Genomic DNA, 17,015 nt, shown 5'->3' with positions numbered 1-17,015 from the left:
ACGGGCCCCTATTTGATCGACCAGGCCCCTTCCATTCCGCCAGACTCCTGGAGAGCGACGCGCCGGTGGGGCGTGCGTAGGGGGCGATACGGGGTGGGTGTGACCGAGCGCGGCAGGGCAGACCGTGCTGCTCAGGGCGAGACGGAGCAGGGCGTGACGGGCCACGGCATCCAGCGCGCACGCGCGGTGACGGGGGACCGGGTGGGTGGGCGACCGGACAGCGACGAGCTGCGGCCAGTCGACGGGCTGGTACGTGCGGTGCCGCGGCACGTGGCCTGCGTGATGGATGGCAATGGTCGCTGGGCGCAGTCGCGTTCGCTTCCCCGGACGGCGGGCCATCGGGCTGCGGAGACCACCGTCATTGACATCATCGAGGCGGCCCGGGCCTCCGGCGTGGAGTGGCTCAGCCTGTACGCCTTCTCCACCGAGAACTGGAGCCGTCCTGATTCGGAGGTGGACTACCTGATGCGCCTGGTGCGTCGGGTTGTGCGCAAGCACGCGCCACTGTTGCTCGCCCGCGGTATCCGCTGCCGCTTCCTCGGAGCGACGGACCCGCGCATCCCCCGTGCGCTGGCACAGGATTTCGAGGATCTGGCGACGCTGACCGCCGACAGCCGGGGGATGACCCTGACTGTCGCCTTCGACCACGGAGGACGCCGGGACATCGTGGAGGCCGCCCGGTCGCTGATTCGCAGCGGAACGCCGGCCGACGAGGTGAGCGAGCGGCTCTTCGCGGACCACCTGCCGTTCCCCGACACCCCCGACGTGGACCTGGCCATCCGCACGTCCGGCGAGCAGCGCATCTCCAACTTCATGCTCTGGCAGGTCGCCTACGCCGAGTGGATCTTCCCCCAAGCCCTCTGGCCCGACTTCCGGGCCGCGGACTTCCTCGCCTGCCTGCACACCTACCGCCGGCGTGACCGCCGCTTCGGCGGCGTGCCGCCCCAGACGAACGGACACCCGTCATGACGACCGGAACCACCACAACAGCCGGAGAAACTCCCCTGTTCGGGCCGCAGTCGCAGTTCCGCGACTTCTTCGACGACCCGCGCTGGGCACTGGCCATGATCCGCGCCACCGTGCTGGAGGCCGCCCACCCGCAGATCGGCGCCGCCCTCGCCGACAACTCCACCTTCGTCACCCACCCCTGGCGCCGACTGCGCAACACCTTCCTCAGCATGCGGCGCATGTTCGACGCCGACCCGGCGGTACGCGAACGCGAGGCCGCCCGGCTCAACAGGCTGCACGCCCGCATGAGCGGCTCCGACTCCCGCGGCCGCGCCTACGACGCAATGGACCGCGCCGCCCGCGCGTGGGTGGTCGCCACCCTCTTCGAGAGCGCCGTCACCATGTGCCGGCTCAGCGGCCAGCCGCTCGACCAGGCCACGATGGAGCGGATGTACGCCGAGTACCGTGCGTTCCTCGCCGCGCTCGACGGCGATGCCGGGGAACTCCCCGAGGACCTGAACGACTTCTGGCGGTACTTCGACAGGGTCGTCGAGGAGCAGCTGGAGAACACCGAGGCAGCCCGCGTCATCCTCTACCGGCTCTTCGACCACCTGCCCGCCCCGGCACTGCTCGACGGCATGCCGACCCTGTGGGCGGCCGGCCGGGCTGTCGTCGGTCCGCTCCTCGGCGCGATCACCGTCGCCTCGCTCCCCGAGCCCTACCGGCGCAGGGCCGGCCTGCCCGAGATGCCCGGCATCCCGACTCTCATGCAGGGCGCCTACCTCGTCGCCGGGCTCACCCGTTTCCTGCCCGAGGGCTGGATCAACGCCGAAGTCATCATCGAGACCCTCTCCCTCTCGCCCGACAGTGACGATCCCCGCGCCCGGACCGTGACCGCGCTGCGCGCCCGCATGAAGCGGGCCTCGGCCCTGCTCCGCCTCCTCACCCCACCGAGCGGCGACACCGGACCCGACCCCCGCCCGGCCCCGACGACAGCCACGGGAGAGGGCCGGCGCTCGGCAGAGGAGTTCTTCCGCCAGGTACTGGACCAGACCGGCGACGGCCACCTCGACTGGCCCGACCTCGCCGCCATGGCACGCGAACTGGCCACCCGCCTCGACCTGGACGAACCCGAGGAAACGCGGCTCTACGACGCCTTCGCCGCATGGTGGCGCGAACTCCAGGCCGCCCTCGATACGGATGGGGACGGCCGCGTCAGCGCCGACGAGTACGCCGCCGCCGTCCCCTCCCTCGCCGGGCCCGCTCTCATCCGCGTCGCCGAGGTCCTCTTCGACGCCACCGACAAGGATGGCAGCGGCACCATCGACGCTGACGAGCACCGGACGCTCTTCCGTACCGCCTTCCACCGAGACCTCACCACCAATGCCGCCGCCTACGGCCGCAGCGCCTTCGTGGGCGACTTCCTCGCCTTCATGTCAGGCCGTCGCACGAACACCTCCTATGACCCTCTGCTCACCGACGCTTGACGTTCGCGGAGCCCGGCTGGAGAGGGCAGACCGGCGGCCTGCACAGCGAGGCGGAGCAGCCGGACAACCCGCGCGCCGCCCACCTGTACGACCCTCGGGTCGCCAAGGTCTGATGGGACGGCCGCCCGGGGCACGGGCCCGGCTGCGCGCCGGAAGTGCTCGCCTTGCGGACGACGTGGCATGCGCGGTGCCTGGTAGCCGACTTCGGTGAAGGGGCGGACGCCCGGACCGCGTGGGCGACCGTCAGGTTGGCGGGGTGCGGACGTTGCGGGCGTGGTGCTGCCGCTGGCGCGGTGTCGACGCAGGGGGACTTTACTGCCAGGCTCCGGGCTCGGCACGGAGTACGGCGCGGACGGTCTGCTCGTAGTGCTGGTGGCCGCTGGCGACGCAGTGCCCTGCGATCCAGCGGGTCAGTTCGTCCGGGGCGTGCAGGGTGCCGGATGTGGCACCGCAGTTGTGTTCGGCGCCGGTGACGCAGAGCGCCGCGAAGGCCAGCAGCGCAGGGGGTCGGGGACGGTGATCACGTGGTACGCGGAATCGGTAGCGGCCTCGGGTAATGCCGCGCGCCGGTGCGTCTGCGTTCGTTGCGTCAGGCATCGCCGTCACCTCCTGGCTCTCCTTCCTCCTCCGCTTCGTCCTCCGGATCCGGGAGGCGTTGTCCCCGCGAGTCGGCGACCCTGAGTGCGTCGGCCTGGGCTTCGGTCAACCGGCAGGCCAGCCAGCGGAATTCGGTGGCCGACAAGGTCTCGCACCGGGGGCCGTGGAGTCTCGGGCGTACTCCAGCAGGTCCTTTCCCGCGCCGATCTGCACCGACTCGATGTTGTCGGCGAGGTTGGCAAGGTAGCCGCGGCCGTCGGTGCTGAGGTAACAGGGCTTGCCCTCGGGCGTGGTCCACGGCAGCAGGCGCGGCCTTGTGAGTCCTGCTGCCGCGTCGTGGAGATCCGTGCGACGCATGCGGTCCGCGTCGCTCCTGGGCTGGCTCATCGTGTACCCCCGGGCCTGGTCGCTGTTCAGGACACGAAGACCATAGATACTGATGCGCTGTCGCTCCATGTATGCATCAAGGCCGTTAGTGAGGCATAGCGCGGAAAGTGTTGCGTTGCGTGGCAGTTACTGAGGCTGAACTCGTGATGTCGTAGGGGTGACGGCTGGCCTGTGCTGCGGTATCGCCGGAGGTATGCGGTATCCACAAGGGGGCGGGTTGACCGCCGAACGGCAGCAGTTTCGCGCGGAGTTACGGCTCAAGGCGGGTTGGCCGTGCACGGGTGGGAGGACCAGCGCTGGACGCTGGCCCGGGTCAATACGGTGATCGGCCGACGCTTCACCTGACCTACACCATCCAGGGTGTGCGCAAGCTGTGATCTCGGCGGTGACCGTCTCGATCCGGGTCTCGCCGGTCTTGGGGTCGGTGGCCTTGACTTTGTCGCCGACCTTCACGTCCTCGATCGGTTTTGTCGAACCGTCGGCCATGAGGACCTTGGTGCCGGGCGTGAAGCTGTGGTTGATCGGGCAGGAACCGCCGCTTGCCTTCACCGGTCTTGCCCGACCCACCGCTTCCGCTCGTCCCGCCATTCGAACGGACCGAGCCGCCGGAGGAGCCGCCGGGCTTGGCCGTGGCCTTGGCGCAGCCGCCCGAGCCCTTGCTGACGTTGGCGGCCGAAGAGGCCACCGGCAAGGCGGCCCTGATCAGCAAGCACTCCGACGTCTACCCGGGCGACGGCGTCACCGACCTCTTCGCCCGCACCCCCGACGGAGGCTTCTGGCTCTACCCGGACGATTGGATACGGCAGCTTCAACGTCGACAAGCGGCTGCGGGTGCGGCTGCCGTCCAACGCGCCGGCCCCGGCCACCTGGGAGCAGATCAAGGCGGTCGGGGACATCACCGGCGACAAGCTGCCGGACCTGTTCATACGGGCCGGGGCGTCCTTCTAGGCGCTGACCGGTTACACCGGCGCCGGATTCCAGCAGGCGACCCGGATGGACGCCGACGCCTGGGTCGCCCGCGAGGTCATCGACGTGGCCGACATCGACCTGGACGGCACGCCTGACCTGGTGTGGCGCAACCTGGTGAACGGCAACATGTATGTGCGCCACGGCAAGCCGGGCACCGTCACGGGCAGCGTGGACCTGGTCTCGCTCACCACGGCCGCCAACTCCCGTGAGGGGGACGTCCCGTACGGGGCCAACTGGACCGAGACGAACATCTCCGCCGTCATCGGTGTCCCGGACCTGAACGGCGACCGGATACCCGACAGGTAGGCCCGCTTCAAGGCGGACGGTCAGATCCGCGTCTACCACCCGTCGAAGACGAACACCAATCCGCCGGCGAAGAACGTTCCGAGTTCGGACTGGAGCGCCTTCAAGGCATTGGCCTGAGTCGCCGCATCAGCCCCCCCGGGGCTTTCGTCGAGGCCGCTTCGGCTTCCCCCAGGTCCCCGCGCGTCCTGTGGTGCGGACCCTGGCAAGGGTGGGACCCTAGTGGTATGAACATCCCTTTCTTGGACAACTGGCGTAAGCGTCAGGGCAGTACGCAGGGGCACGCGCTCACGGCCGCCGTCGAAGCTGATCCCGACGGCGTGGCCGAGCTGCTCGCCGAATGCGAACTGCTGCGTGCCCGGGTGGGGCAGCAAGGACTCGAACTCGACGACACCCCGGCTTCGTTGGCCGCACTCGACCAGCTGCCGCCGCGCTGGCGCGACGACCCCGAGGAACTGCCCTGGCTGGGCAACGACGCCGGTCTCTACCTGGGCACCGTCATCGTGCGCACCGTTGCGGAGGCCGCGTGGGACATCTGGCCGAGCGGGCAGCCCGTGGTGCGGCTGGAGTCCGGGCGGGAGATCGACGTCGTCGCCGCCGGGCTGGACTGGGCCATGACGGGCAGCCCCGAGCTCTCGCAGGTGTACGCGGAGTCGGCGGAGAACTGATTGCCGAGGCCGAGAAATCATCACCAAGCGCAATAAACAGCCTTATGTTCCATTTGGGCGTGTCGGGTGCGAAGTCCCTTTCCGGGCTGCATAGATTGCGCTGACCTCGACACAGCGACAAGTGGGTAGGGCAGCGCATGGCCGTCGATCCGTTGATCGAACTGAGGGACGTCAACAAACACTTCGGAGAGTTGCACGTACTTCAGGACATCAATCTCACCGTCGGCCGTGGGGAGGTGGTGGTGGTCATCGGCCCCTCCGGCTCCGGGAAATCGACCCTCTGCCGGGCGGTCAACCGGCTGGAGACGATCGAGTCCGGCTCCATCCTGATCGACGGCAAGCCCCTCCCCGAGGAAGGCAAGGGCCTGGCCCAGCTCCGCGCCGAAGTCGGCATGGTCTTCCAGTCGTTCAACCTCTTCGCCCACAGGACCGTGCTGGCCAACGTGTCACTGGCCCAGCTCAAGGTCCGCAAGCGCAAGAAGGAGGAGGCCGACAGGCGCTCCCGGGAGTTGCTTGAGCGGGTCGGCCTCGCCTCCCAGGCCGACAAGTTCCCCGCCCAGCTCTCCGGCGGCCAGCAGCAGCGCGTGGCGATCGCCCGCGCCCTGGCCATGGACCCCAAGGCGCTGCTCTTCGACGAGCCCACCTCGGCGCTCGACCCGGAGATGATCAACGAGGTGCTGGAGGTCATGCAGCAGCTCGCCCGGGACGGCATGACCATGGTCGTGGTCACCCACGAGATGGGCTTCGCCCGGTCCGCCGCCAACCGCGTCGTCTTCATGGCCGACGGCCGCGTGGTCGAGGACCGCACCCCGGAGGACTTCTTCACCGCCCCGGAGAGCGACCGTGCCAAGGACTTCCTGTCCAAGATCCTCAAGCACTGACGGGGGGCTATTCGTGCCGCGTACCAACAGTTCTCGTACCACCCGTGACCGTACGGGCCGCCGTGGCGCCGCCCTCGCCCTCTGCCTCCTGCTCACCGTGCTCGCCGCGGCCTGCGGCAAGGAGGGCAGCCCGCCGGTCAAAGGACCGGCGCCCGAGGCGCTGCCCGTCTACCAGGTGAACCAGGCCTTCGAACTGCCCGCGTCGCCCACCTGGCGGAAGGCGCAGCGGCGCGGCTACCTGATCGTGGGCGCCAAGGAGGACCAGCCCTACCTGGGCGAGAAGGACCCCGCCAGCGGCATCTACTCCGGTTTCGACATCGAGATCGCCCGGATGCTGGCGGCCTCGCTCGGCTTCGAACCGAAGACCATCCGCTTCCGGACCATCGCCTCCGCGAACCGCGAGACCGCCCTCCAGAACGGCCAGATCGACTACTACGTCGGCACCTACACCATCAACGACATGCGCAAGAAGCTCGTCGGCTTCGCCGGGCCCTACTACATGGCGGGCCAGGGGCTCCTGGTGCGCACCGACGAGAACGACATCGAAGGCCCCCAGGACCTGGACGGCAGGACGGTCTGCTCGGCGGCCGGCTCCACGCCCTACCAGCGCATCGCCGAGGACTTCCCCAAGGCGGTGCTCGTCGCCTACGACACGTACTCGATCTGCGTCGACAACCTGCTGACCTACCAGGTCGACGCCGTCACCACCGACGACGCGATCCTGCTGGGCTTCGCGGCCAAGGCGCCCGACGAGATGAAGGTCGTCGGCAAGCCCTTCTCCGAGGAGCCGTACGGCATCGGCGCACCGCGCGACGACAACGCGCTGCGGGCCGCCCTCAACGACGCGCTGGAGGCGAACGAGAAGAACGGCAACTGGAAGAAGGCGTTCGAAGCGACGCTGGGGCGTTCCGGCGTGCCCGCGCCGACCCCGCCGCCCATCGACCGCTACCCGGCGAACTGAGGGGACGGCGCCAGCCATGGACGTACTGACAGACAACTTCTCCCTCTACGGCAAGGGCTTCCTCGGCACCGTCGAGCTGACCGTCTACTCCTCGGCCCTCGCCCTCGCCCTCGGCTTCGTCATGGCCTCCTTCCGCGTCGCGCCCGTCGGCTCGCTGCGGGTGCTGGGGACGGTGTGGGTGACCGTGCTGCGCAACACCCCGCTGACGCTGCTGTTCTTCGCGGTCCTCCTCGGTCTGCCGCGCTTCGGCCTCGTGCTGCCCTTCCAGCTCTTCGCCGTCCTGGCGCTCGGTTGCTACACGTCCGCCTTCATCTGCGAGGTGCTGCGCTCCGGCATCAACACCGTGCCCACCGGCCAGGGCGAGGCCGCCCGCAGTCTCGGGATGACCTTCGGACAGACCCTGGGCGAGGTCGTCCTGCCGCAGGCCTTCCGCTCGGTGATCCCGCCCGTCGGCTCCACCCTGATCGCGCTGGCCAAGAACTCCGCGATCGCCGGCGCGTTCAGCGTCACCGAGCTCCTCGGCACCTACCGGACGCTCAACGAGCTGGGCTACAGCATCATCTGGACGTTCGTCTGGATTGCCGTCGGCTACCTGATCATCACCCTCACCATCAGTGCGCTCTTCAACGTGATGGAGAAGCGCTGGGGAGTCGCACGATGACCCATGTCCCCTCGGCCACCGCGCTCTACGACATCCCGGGGCCGCAGACCCGCAGACGGCATCTCCTGTACGGGATCGTCTCGACGGCCGTGATCCTCGCCCTCGTCGGCTGGATCATCTATCTGCTCTTCGACACCGACCAGTTCACCGCCGTGAAGTGGCGCCCCTTCGCGTACAAGGGCATCCAGGAACTGCTCCTGCGCGGGCTCGGCAACACGCTCAAGGCGTTCGCGTACGCCGCGGTCCTCTCCCTCGCCCTCGGCGCGGTCCTCGCGGTCGGCCGGCTCTCCGTGCACCGACCGGTGCGCTGGATCTCCACCCTGCTGGTCGAGTTCTTCCGGGCCATGCCGGTGCTGGTGATGATCTTCTTCATCTTCGTGGCGCTGAAGGTCCAGGCCCTGCCCGCCCTGGTCGCCGGACTGACCCTCTACAACGGCTCGGTCCTCGCGGAGGTCTTCCGGACCGGGATCAACTCCGTGGACCGGGGCCAGCGGGAGGCCGCGTACGCCCTCGGGATGCGCAAGACCCAGGTCACGACGTTCGTCCTGGCACCCCAGGCCGTGCGCGCGATGCTGCCGACCATCATCAGTCAGCTGGTGGTCGCCCTCAAGGACACCTCACTGGGTTACCTGATCACCTATGAGGAATTCCTCCACGCGGGAAAGCTGATCGCGTCGAATCTCGACTACGATCTTCCCTTCATCCCTGTCGTGATGGTGATCTCTCCGATCTACATCGGCATGTGCATGTTGCTCTCGTGGTTCGCCACCTGGGTGGCGCGAAGGCAGCGGCGCAATCCGAAGACGGAGGCGGTGGGGGTGGCCCCGGCCGAACCGGGGACGCTGCTGCCAGGAGGGCAGTAGCCGGGCAGTGCCCGCCCGGCAGCAGTCGGTGATCACTTCTCGCGCAGCGGGACCGAGAGATGACTCGGGTCCGTGGAGGGCGAGGAGAAGGTCAGCTGCGCGCCGGTCGGGTTGTGCTCGATGTACAGCGGATCGACGGTGTCGATCACCAGGGCGAGCCGGTGACCGGCCGGGACGTCGTAGGCCGTGGAGAACAGCTCCAGGTCGACGGGGAACGGCCGGCCCGGCGTCTGCCCGTGGAACGTGTACGGGGCGTTGCTGACCAGCTTGCCCATACCGAGCGGGCCGACGTCGTAGAGGTACGCGACGAAGGTGCCGCTCGACTTGGTGCTGGTGACCGTGGTGTGCAGCTCGGCCGTCCCCCGGACGCGCTGCTCGGAGCCGTACCTCTCCGACTGCCAGACGCTCGCGAAGGTGCGCGGCAGCAGGGGTACGGAGACGGTCGGCGGCAGCTTCAGGAACTGGTCCAGCGCGTTGGAGAGCAGCGTGATGCCCCCGTTGGCGCCGGAGTCGACGTTCGCCCACACCTTCTTCGTACCGTCGAGCTGTATACGGTTCTTCGCCGCGCCCACCGACTTCCAGTCCGGGTAGCCCTCGTACCCCTTGTCGGTACGGGACTTGAGCTGGACCGGCCGCTCGGTGTCGATCCCGTTGCGCTCGCCCTTGAGGTAGCGGTCGAACCAGCGGCGGGTGCTCGTCCAGGTGTCGTTGGGCAGCCCGAACAGTCCGGTCAGCTCGGCGGTCGCGTGGTCGCCGGGGCGGAACTCCAGCCGCTTGGGGCCGGTGAGCTTCTCGTAGAACGAGGCGTACTGGTTGGGCGGGAAGATCGTGTCGCCCCAGGCGTTGCCCATCATGATGGCGGCGCCGTTGGCGTTGATCCGGTCGAGGTGGGTCGCGGGGGAGCGCTTGGCGCCCCAAGCGATCATCTCCGGTTCCTTGTCCAGCTTGGAGCCGAGGAAGTCCTCGAGCGTCCGGGAGAGTTCGTCGCTGGGGCGGCCGGTGATCAGCCCGGCGCCGCCGAGGAGGGCGGCGGCCTGGAGGTGTTGGGTCCGTCCGCTGTAGATCGAGTCGATCAGGTCGGCCCAGCCGCTGAGCGCGGCCACCGCCTTGATCCGCGGGTCGTGCCCGGCCGCCAGCAGGCTGATGCCCGCCCCGTAGCTGACCCCGCCCATGCCGATCCGGTCCGGGTCGGCCGAGGTGTTCGCCAGCGCCCAGTCGATGACGGCGGAGGCGTCCGCGATGTCCGGCGGACCCGCCACCTCGATTTTCCCGCCGGAGAGCCAGAAGCCGCGCGAGGTGTAACTCACCACGACATAGCCGGAGTCGGCGAGCTTCTGGGCCTGCGCCAGATACTCGATCTGTGGCATGGCCCAGCTGGTCGGGAAGACGATCAGCGGGTGCTTCACCCCGGCCGGGGCCGGCGCTCCGGACGGTCTGAACACATTGCCCTTGAGCGTGATGCCGTCGGAGCCGGGGATGTCGTGGAACGTCAGGTTCGGCGCGGAGGCGCTCGCCGAGGTGAGGGCGGGCGCCGCGCCGGCCGCCGGAGCCGCGCCGAGGGCGGCTCCGGTCAGCAGGACGACGGCGGTGGTGATCGAAGCGGTGGTGCGCAGTGCTGGTTTCGGACGTACCACGGGTCACTCCTCACGCGTGTCAGTGCAAAGTGACCCGACGGTAACCCCGGTTGTTTACCGCTGGTAACTACTGGGCGTGTTGCGTGAAGGTAACGATTGTTGGACGTGGTGTCAGTAGGTCTTCCGCTGTACGGAGGTGAGCGCGCGGCTCACTTCAGCGCACTCTTCGCCTGCCAGTCGACCCACGACACGTTCCACGCGCCGTAGCCGTTGTGCTCACCGCGCTCGCCGTGGCGGCGGCGCCCCTGATCGTCGGCGTCTACACCGACTACGAGGGCCGCCAAGCCGAGCTGACCGTGGCGCTGGCCCGCTACTGCCTGCCGCAGATCCTCTTCTACGGGCTCTTCATCCTGCTCGGCCAGGTCCTCAACGCCCGCGGCCGGTTCGGCGCTATGACCATCGGGGTGTTCGGTCTCTACATCGCCGTCGCCGCGAACTCCGACGGTGCCCTCTCCGACAGGGACGCCCACCTCCTGGGCTGGGGCACCACCGCCGGATTCGCCGTGCAGACCCTCGCGCTGCTTCCCGCGCTGCGGGCCGCGGCATTCCGCTGGCGGCCCCGCTTCGACTGGCGCGGCAGCGGACTGACCCGGCCGATGCGCTCGGCCGGCTGGCTCGTCCTGCTGGTGCTCACCAACCAGCTCGCGTACTGGGTCGTCACCCGGCTCTCCACCACCGCCGGCCAGGCGGCCTTCGAGCAGCAGGTGGCGGGCGGGGCGGGCTACACCGCTTACGGCTACGCCTACCAGCTCTGAGTCGTCCCGCAGGGCATCATCACCGTCTCGCTCGTCACCGCGCTGATGCCCCGGATGGGCCGGGCGGCGGCCGACAAGGACCTCGCCGGGGTGCGGCGCGATGTCGCGTACGCCCTGCGGACCAGCGCCGCCGTCGTCGTGCCCGCCGCCACCGCGTTCCTGGCCCTCGCGCGCTGGGTGATGGGCTCCGTCTTCGGGTACGGGCGCATCACCGACGCAGACATCACGGTGATGGCCGGAATGATGATGGCGTTCGCCCCGGGCTCGTCGCCTTCTCCGGGCAGTACGTCCTCTCCCGAGGCTTCTACGCGATGAGCGACACCCGCACCCCGTTTCTGCTCAACCTCGTGGTCGCCGCCGTCAACGCGGGCCTCTCCGCCGCCGCGTACTGGCTGCTGCCCGCCCGCTGGGCCGTGACCGGGATGGCCGGAGCGAGCACGGTGGCCTTCGTCGTCGGCTTCGCCGTCACCGGGTACGTGCTGTCCCGGCGGATCCCGGCCACCGGGGCCGGGACCCTGCTGCGCTCACCCACCCTCGGCGCCCACCTCCGGCTGATCGCCGCCTGCCCGCCCGCCGGAGGGCTCGCCTGCGCGGCCGAGGGCGCGGGGCACATGGCCGCCGTCGGGGCGGGCACCCTCGCGCTGCTGCTCGTGGTGGTGCTGCTGGCCCGACCGCTGAGGATCGGTGAGATCACCGCGATGGTGGACGGCGGCCGGGCCCGGCTGCGGCGATGAGCCCGGCTGCGCTCAGCTGCCCGCCCGGTGGGAGGCCGGGACCGTTGGTACGGGGGCCTGCGCCGCGCGGGTCACATCGCCGACGACCTCCACCACATCGGGGCCGTACGCCTGGGAGTTGACCACCTTCAGCAGCAGCGCGAACGACTTGTTGCCGTGCTTGCGCAGCAGCTTCTCGTAGTGGCGCGACACATAACGGGTCGCCGCCTGGTTGGTGATGGCCCGCTGCCCGCAGAACAGGAAGACGGGGCGAGCCTCCTGACCACCCGTCAGGCGGGCGAGCAGCACGTACTCCGAGATCCCCGGCTCCAGCCGGTAGCGCTCCGAACCGATCTGGAAGGCGACGCGGTCCGGGCCGGGGTCCGGGTCGGTGTTGATCCGCACGCCGGGGAGCAGGGTCCGCAGGTGGGCCGCCATCCGCTGGTTGGACGTCGGACCGCCGACGCAGAACTCCGTACGCTCCCCGAAACCCTGCTGCGCCACGTCGTGCGTCACGATCTGCGCGTTCGCCGCACAGTCCTTGATCAGCGCCGAGAGCTCCAGCAGCGCGAAGACGTCGTACCGGTGCACGGACCCCTCGGCGCCCGCGTACCGGTTGACCACCAGCAGGCACTCGGAGTGGGACGGCAGCCCGAAGAACGCCTGCTTACGGCGCAGCTTGCGCCGCAGGAGGTAGGTGCGGGCCAGCCAGCCCAGCGATCCGCTGACCCCGGCGGCTATCACGCCCAGCACGATGTTGCGCACGTCGTCCGTCATGGCCGGGCATGTTATCGGTCATTCGGGTAACCGTTCGAGGCGGTCCTGACGATCCGGGTGCCCGCGGGCTAGCCTGCGCGGAGATCCGTTGACTGGAGGTTCGTATGCACCGTTCCGTCGGCCGGAACATGTCGATAGTGGCCGCCCTCGCCGTCGTCGCCTCGCTCGGGGCCACCGCCCCCGCCGGCTCCGCGCAGCCCGCGCACCGGCACCCCGCGCCGCCCAAGTCCCCGGTGGCGGTGGGTCACGGGGGAGCGGTGGCCAGTGTCGACCGGGACGCGTCCGCGGTCGGGATCGAGGTGCTGCGCAAGGGCGGCAACGCGGTGGACGCGGCCGTGGCGACCGCCGCCGCGCTCGGGGTGACCGAGCCGTACTCGGCGGGCATCGGCGGCGGAGGCTACTTCGTCCACTACGACGCCGAGAAGCGCACGGTGCAGACCATCGACGGCCGCGAGACCGCACCCCGCAGCGCCGACTCCTCCCTCTTCCTGGAGAACGGCAAGCCCATCCCGTTCGTGGAAGGCGTCACCAGCGGCCTCGGCGTCGGCACCCCCGGCACCCCCGCCACCTGGGAGCGCGCACTCGACACCTGGGGCACCAAGTCCCTTCGTACGCTGCTGAAACCGGCCGAACGCCTGGCCCGGGACGGTTTCGTGGTGGACGGCACCTTCCGCTCCCAGACGGCCGCCAACCAGGCCCGGTTCGCCGACTTCCCGGCCTCCGCGAAGCTGTTCCTGCCCGGCGGTGAACTGCCTGTCGTCGGTTCGGTGTTCAAGAACCCCGACCTGGCCCGTACGTACGAGAAGCTCGGCCGCAAGGGCGTCGGGGAGCTGTATCGGGGCGAGTTGGCCGACGACATCGTGCGTACGGTCCGCAAGCCGCCCGTCGACCCGCAGGCCACCCGGACCGTCCGTCCCGGCGACCTGACCCGCAAGGACCTCGCCTCGTACCGCACGCTGAAGCAGAAGCCGACGAAGGCCGGCTACCGGGGCCTGGACGTGTACGGCATGGCGCCCTCCTCGTCCGGCGGTACGACGGTGGCCCAGGCCCTCAACATGCTGGAGCGCACCGACCTCTCGCGGGCGAGCGGGACCCGCTACCTCCACCGGCTCATCGAGGCGAGCCGCGTCGCCTTCGCCGACCGGGGGCGCTGGGTCGGCGACCCGGCCTTCGAGGACGTCCCCACGAAGGAACTGCTGAGCCAGCGGTTCGCCGATGCGCGCGGATGCCTGATCAGGGACGACGCGGTGCTGACCAGCCCGGTGGCGCCCGGTGACCCTCGGAACCCGGCCCGCTGCGGGAGCGGTGGTATGGCCGCGCCCACGACGTTCGAGGGCGAGAACACCACGCACCTCACGACGGCCGACAAGTGGGGCAACGTCGTCTCCTACACACTGACGATCGAGTCCACCGGCGGCAGCGGCATCACGGTCCCCGGCCGCGGCTTCCTCCTCAACAACGAGCTGACCGACTTCTCCTTCGCACCGGCCAACCCGGCCGTCCACGACCCGAACCTCCCGGGCCCGGGCAAGCGGCCCCGCTCGTCCATGTCCCCGACCATCGTGCTCAAGGACGGCAAGCCGGTCCTCGCCCTCGGCTCGCCGGGCGGCGCCACGATCATCACCACCGTGCTCCAGTCCCTGACCGGCCACCTCGACCGCGGGCTCCCGCTCGTCGACGCGATCGCCGCACCGCGTGCCAGCCAGCGCAACGCGGCCACCACCGAGATCGAGCCGGACCTGTGGAACAGCCCGGTCCGCGGCGAGCTCGAAGCGCTCGGCCACGCCTTCCGGCAGAACCCGGAGATCGGCGCCGCCACCGGCGTACAGCGGCTCCCCGACGGCCGCTGGCTGGCAGCCGCGGAAAAGGTGCGGCGGGGCGGCGGCTCGGCCATGGTGGTGCGGCCGGGCGGCAGGAGCTGACCCGGCCTCACGCAGCAGGGGCGGCGGGACCGGCCGTACGCGGACGCGCCGCGCACGCCCGGAACCGCCGCCGGGGGAGGGGAGAGCCGGAGATCCCGTGCCGGCAGCCGAGGAGGGGCCGCACGGGTCCCTCCGGTCGACTGGAAGGGCCGTCCCCCACGATGCGCACCCGAACGTTCGCTCTGACCGCCGTCACCTCCGCGGCCTGCGGCGCCGCCCTGCTCGGCCCGGCGGCGATGCCCGCCACCGCCGACTTCCCCGTACCTGACACACCGCCGGATGCCCGGGTGGTTCCCGCGCCGGGGGGCCTCGGGGACGCGCCGGTGAGTGCGGACCTTCCGGTGAGCGCGGAGGAACTGCTCGCCGAGGTCCGTTCCTGCCGGCAGATCTCGCGGGGCGAGTACCGCACGGACGCGAACCGCTCGAAGGCCACCGTCCCCGTCTGCGGCACCACGGACGCCGTGTTCTGGAAGGCGGACCTGGACATCGACTGCGACGGCCGGAAGACGAAAGCCTGCAACACGAAGTCCGACCCCTACTTCCAGCCGCAGACCGCGTTCCAGAGCTCCCGCGGCACACCGCTGGACTCGGCCCGGCTGCCGTTCGTGGTGGTACCGGCGCCGGGCCGGATCTGGGACTACCGGGAGTCCGGGCTGACCGGCGGCAGCGTCGTCGCCGTGATCCACCAGGACCAGGTGCGGTACGCCGTCATCGGCGACACCGGGCCCGCCGGGATCATCGGCGAGGGGTCCTACGCGCTGGCGGAGGAACTGTCCATCGACCCCCACCCGACGACCGGCGGGGCCGCGTCCGGCGTCACGTACATCGCGTTCAAGGGCTCCCGCGTCTCACCGATCGAGAGCCGCGCCGAGGCGGAGAGCCGGGGGGAGGGGCTGGCGCGGTCGTTCGTCGGACGCTGAGGGCTCCGAGAGAGCTGTCAGAGGGCGGTGAGGACGCGCGGGCCGTCCTTCGTGATGGCCACCGTGTGCTCGGCGTGCGCGGCCCGGCTGCCGTCGGTCGTCCGCAGCGTCCAGCCGTCCTCGTCGTGGCGGAACTCGTCGAGGCCGCCGGCGAGCAGCATGGGCTCGATCGCGAGGACCATCCCGTGGCGCAGCGGCATGCCGCGCCCTGGATGTCCCTCGTTCGGCACGGACGGGTCCTCGTGCATCGAACGGCCGATGCCGTGGCCGCCGTACCCGTCGAGGATGCCGTAGCCCTCCTTGCGGCAGACCGTGCCGATGGCGTGGGCGATGTCGCCGATCCGGTTGCCGACGACCGCCGCCGCGATGCCCGCCTCCAGAGCGGCGGTGGCCGCGGCGATCAGCTCGGTGTCGGCGGGGCGGGCCTCGCCGACGGTGAAGCTGACCGCCGCGTCGCCCGCCCAGCCGCCGAGGAGGGCGCCCGTGTCCACGCTGACCAGATCCCCGTCGCGCAGCGGTTCGGCGGAGGGGATGCCGTGGACGACCGCGTCGTTCACGGAGACGCAGACGGCGGCGGGGAACGGGGTGGGCGCGAAGTGCGGCTTGTAGTTCAGGAACGGCGAGGAGGCCCCCGCCTCGCGCAGCACCTCGCGCGCCGCCTCGTCCAGCTCGCGGGGGGTCACGCCGATCGCCGCGACCTCCTGGGCGCGGGCCAGGATCCGCGCGACGACGCGTCCGGACTCACGCATGGCTTCGATGGATGTGTCTGTCTTGATGTGCACCATGCCCATTACTATACCGGTCGAAGCGGTATAGTAATGACGGTATGAGAATGGTGAACCGTAGTAGAATGGCCTCATGGTCCGCACCCCTCTCACCCCTGAAGAGCGCCTCCGCGGCGAACGGCTCGGCCGTCTGCTCCGCGAGGCGCGCGGGGAGCGCAGCATGGTCGCCGTCGCGGCGAGCGCCGGAATCTCCGCCGAGACCCTCCGCAAGATCGAGACCGGCCGCGCCCCCACCCCCGCCTTCTTCACGGTCGCCGCGCTCGCCGGGGCGCTCGGCCTCTCCATGGACGAGCTGCTCGGCCGCTGCGCCCCCGAACCCTCGGTCGTGCCCCTGATCGCGTAACGGCCCGTGCGGTGCGTAGGGTCACGCCTGTGACTCTCCAGGACTTCGCGCGCAGCGAATACGTCAGCCTGACCACCTACCGCAAGGACGGCACGCCCGTGGCCACGCCCGTATGGGCCGCGGCCGAGGGCGAGGTGCTCTACGTCTGGACCCGCTCCGACTCGTGGAAGGTCAAGCGGCTCCGCAACAACACCGACGTGGTCGTCACCGTCTGCGACGTACGCGGCCGGATCGCCGAAGGCGCCCCGAAGGCCGAGGGCACCGCACGCCTCCTCGACGCGGATGAGACCCGCAAGGTGCGCAAGCTGCTGGCCCGCAAGTACACCTGGAAGTTCTGGCTCGTCGACTGGCCCGCCACCATCGCCCGCTTCGGCAAGCGCCCGCACACCGGGATCGCCGTCACCTTCTGAGCCCGGCCGCCGTCGGGCCGGGGGGCGCACG

The 17,015-nt window shown here is 70.3% G+C and carries 16 protein-coding genes and 3 pseudogenes; 14 read left to right on the top strand and 5 right to left on the bottom strand.

Features of this window, described 5'->3' with window-relative positions; all coding sequences use genetic code 11:
* Positions 1 to 99 precede the first annotated feature (99 nt).
* Together uppS and AMK21_RS25580 are read left to right on the top strand one after the other, a co-directional pair.
* A complete protein-coding gene (gene uppS / locus AMK21_RS25585) occupies positions 100 to 969 on the top strand; it encodes a polyprenyl diphosphate synthase (RefSeq protein ID WP_073881537.1) in 870 nt (289 codons plus the stop codon).
* Entirely contained in the window at positions 966 to 2,435 is a 1,470-nt protein-coding gene (locus AMK21_RS25580; RefSeq protein ID WP_073881536.1) for an oxygenase MpaB family protein, read from the top strand. Before uppS ends, AMK21_RS25580 begins: the two co-directional genes overlap by 4 nt.
* A gap of 312 nt (positions 2,436 to 2,747) precedes the next feature.
* On the opposite strand, the gene AMK21_RS35180 is transcribed toward AMK21_RS25580, so the two are convergent.
* Positions 2,748 to 3,032 carry a hypothetical protein gene (locus AMK21_RS35180; protein ID WP_073881772.1) on the bottom strand — a complete coding sequence of 95 codons (285 nt, stop codon included), beginning with the start codon at positions 3,030 to 3,032 and terminating at the stop codon, positions 2,748 to 2,750.
* Positions 3,033 to 3,612: 580 nt separating this feature from the next.
* Between AMK21_RS35180 and AMK21_RS37205 the strand changes: the two are divergent.
* A pseudogene (locus AMK21_RS37205) lies at positions 3,613 to 3,793 on the top strand (winged helix-turn-helix domain-containing protein); the annotation flags it as partial.
* A gap of 1 nt (position 3,794) precedes the next feature.
* Here the strand turns inward: AMK21_RS37205 and AMK21_RS37200 are convergent.
* Positions 3,795 to 4,113: pseudogene (locus AMK21_RS37200) on the bottom strand (Hint domain-containing homing endonuclease); the annotation flags it as partial.
* Between the two features lie 299 nt (positions 4,114 to 4,412).
* Between AMK21_RS37200 and AMK21_RS37195 the strand changes: the two are divergent.
* From AMK21_RS37195 to AMK21_RS25535, 6 genes are all read left to right on the top strand, one after another.
* Positions 4,413 to 4,694 carry a hypothetical protein gene (locus AMK21_RS37195; protein ID WP_420712522.1) on the top strand — a complete coding sequence of 94 codons (282 nt, stop codon included), beginning with the start codon at positions 4,413 to 4,415 and terminating at the stop codon, positions 4,692 to 4,694.
* Positions 4,695 to 4,918: 224 nt separating this feature from the next.
* Positions 4,919 to 5,359, top strand: coding sequence for a DUF6278 family protein (locus AMK21_RS25555; protein WP_073881534.1), 441 nt, complete (start codon positions 4,919 to 4,921; stop codon positions 5,357 to 5,359).
* Positions 5,360 to 5,496: 137 nt separating this feature from the next.
* A complete protein-coding gene (locus AMK21_RS25550) occupies positions 5,497 to 6,240 on the top strand; it encodes an amino acid ABC transporter ATP-binding protein (RefSeq protein WP_073881533.1) in 744 nt (247 codons plus the stop codon).
* A gap of 13 nt (positions 6,241 to 6,253) precedes the next feature.
* Positions 6,254 to 7,201 carry a glutamate ABC transporter substrate-binding protein gene (locus tag AMK21_RS25545; RefSeq protein ID WP_073881532.1) on the top strand — a complete coding sequence of 316 codons (948 nt, stop codon included), beginning with the start codon at positions 6,254 to 6,256 and terminating at the stop codon, positions 7,199 to 7,201.
* Between the two features lie 16 nt (positions 7,202 to 7,217).
* The gene (locus AMK21_RS25540) at positions 7,218 to 7,862 is read left to right on the top strand and encodes an amino acid ABC transporter permease (protein ID WP_073881531.1); all 645 of its coding nucleotides are present in this window, start codon (positions 7,218 to 7,220) and stop codon (positions 7,860 to 7,862) included.
* Positions 7,859 to 8,725 (top strand): amino acid ABC transporter permease, encoded by an 867-nt coding sequence (locus tag AMK21_RS25535; protein WP_073881530.1) that lies wholly within the window; start codon positions 7,859 to 7,861, stop codon positions 8,723 to 8,725. The genes AMK21_RS25540 and AMK21_RS25535 overlap by 4 nt, the downstream gene beginning before the upstream one ends.
* Before the next feature lie 32 nt (positions 8,726 to 8,757).
* On the opposite strand, the gene AMK21_RS25530 is transcribed toward AMK21_RS25535, so the two are convergent.
* Positions 8,758 to 10,359, bottom strand: a complete 1,602-nt coding sequence (locus tag AMK21_RS25530) for a CocE/NonD family hydrolase (RefSeq protein ID WP_073881529.1) — start codon at positions 10,357 to 10,359, stop codon at positions 8,758 to 8,760.
* Positions 10,360 to 10,568: 209 nt separating this feature from the next.
* Between AMK21_RS25530 and murJ the strand changes: the two are divergent.
* Positions 10,569 to 11,848 (top strand): annotated as a pseudogene (gene murJ / locus AMK21_RS25525) (murein biosynthesis integral membrane protein MurJ); the annotation flags it as partial.
* A gap of 12 nt (positions 11,849 to 11,860) precedes the next feature.
* On the opposite strand, the gene AMK21_RS25520 reads toward murJ, so the two are convergent.
* Positions 11,861 to 12,604 (bottom strand): hypothetical protein, encoded by a 744-nt coding sequence (locus AMK21_RS25520; protein ID WP_073881528.1) that lies wholly within the window; start codon positions 12,602 to 12,604, stop codon positions 11,861 to 11,863.
* Positions 12,605 to 12,708: 104 nt separating this feature from the next.
* Here AMK21_RS25520 and ggt point away from each other — a divergent pair, with 104 nt between their 5' ends.
* Both ggt and AMK21_RS25510 read left to right on the top strand, forming a co-directional pair.
* Complete coding sequence (gene ggt / locus AMK21_RS25515; RefSeq protein ID WP_073881527.1) at positions 12,709 to 14,526, top strand: gamma-glutamyltransferase; 1,818 nt, start codon at positions 12,709 to 12,711, stop codon at positions 14,524 to 14,526.
* A gap of 161 nt (positions 14,527 to 14,687) precedes the next feature.
* On the top strand, positions 14,688 to 15,446 hold the full coding sequence (locus AMK21_RS25510) for a glycoside hydrolase family 75 protein (RefSeq protein WP_073881526.1): 759 nt from the start codon (positions 14,688 to 14,690) through the stop codon (positions 15,444 to 15,446).
* A 17-nt stretch (positions 15,447 to 15,463) separates the two neighbouring features.
* Here AMK21_RS25510 and map read toward each other — a convergent pair whose 3' ends face one another.
* Complete coding sequence (map, locus tag AMK21_RS25505; protein ID WP_199863285.1) at positions 15,464 to 16,237, bottom strand: type I methionyl aminopeptidase; 774 nt, start codon at positions 16,235 to 16,237, stop codon at positions 15,464 to 15,466.
* A gap of 67 nt (positions 16,238 to 16,304) precedes the next feature.
* Here map and AMK21_RS25500 point away from each other — a divergent pair, with 67 nt between their 5' ends.
* Positions 16,305 to 16,574: a helix-turn-helix domain-containing protein gene (locus AMK21_RS25500; RefSeq protein WP_073881525.1), complete on the top strand. Its 270-nt coding sequence runs from the start codon at positions 16,305 to 16,307 to the stop codon at positions 16,572 to 16,574.
* A gap of 29 nt (positions 16,575 to 16,603) precedes the next feature.
* A complete protein-coding gene (locus AMK21_RS25495) occupies positions 16,604 to 16,984 on the top strand; it encodes a PPOX class F420-dependent oxidoreductase (protein ID WP_073881523.1) in 381 nt (126 codons plus the stop codon).
* Positions 16,985 to 17,015 lie beyond the last annotated feature (31 nt).

The organism is Streptomyces sp. CB00316 (assembly GCF_001905595.1).
Lineage (GTDB): Bacteria > Actinomycetota > Actinomycetes > Streptomycetales > Streptomycetaceae > Streptomyces.
This window is presented reverse-complemented; position numbering and strand designations above follow the sequence as displayed.

Coding starts and splice junctions, on each gene's coding strand:
- AMK21_RS25580 (WP_073881536.1), top strand. CDS start 966: ATGACGACCGGAACCACCACAACAGCCGGAGAAACTCCCCTGTTCGGG.
- AMK21_RS35180 (WP_073881772.1), bottom strand. CDS start 3,032: ATGCCTGACGCAACGAACGCAGACGCACCGGCGCGCGGCATTACCCGA.
- AMK21_RS37195 (WP_420712522.1), top strand. CDS start 4,413: ATGGACGCCGACGCCTGGGTCGCCCGCGAGGTCATCGACGTGGCCGAC.
- AMK21_RS25555 (WP_073881534.1), top strand. CDS start 4,919: ATGAACATCCCTTTCTTGGACAACTGGCGTAAGCGTCAGGGCAGTACG.
- AMK21_RS25550 (WP_073881533.1), top strand. CDS start 5,497: ATGGCCGTCGATCCGTTGATCGAACTGAGGGACGTCAACAAACACTTC.
- AMK21_RS25540 (WP_073881531.1), top strand. CDS start 7,218: ATGGACGTACTGACAGACAACTTCTCCCTCTACGGCAAGGGCTTCCTC.
- AMK21_RS25535 (WP_073881530.1), top strand. CDS start 7,859: ATGACCCATGTCCCCTCGGCCACCGCGCTCTACGACATCCCGGGGCCG.
- AMK21_RS25520 (WP_073881528.1), bottom strand. CDS start 12,604: ATGACGGACGACGTGCGCAACATCGTGCTGGGCGTGATAGCCGCCGGG.
- ggt (WP_073881527.1), top strand. CDS start 12,709: ATGCACCGTTCCGTCGGCCGGAACATGTCGATAGTGGCCGCCCTCGCC.
- AMK21_RS25510 (WP_073881526.1), top strand. CDS start 14,688: ATGCGCACCCGAACGTTCGCTCTGACCGCCGTCACCTCCGCGGCCTGC.
- map (WP_199863285.1), bottom strand. CDS start 16,237: ATGGGCATGGTGCACATCAAGACAGACACATCCATCGAAGCCATGCGT.
- AMK21_RS25500 (WP_073881525.1), top strand. CDS start 16,305: ATGGTCCGCACCCCTCTCACCCCTGAAGAGCGCCTCCGCGGCGAACGG.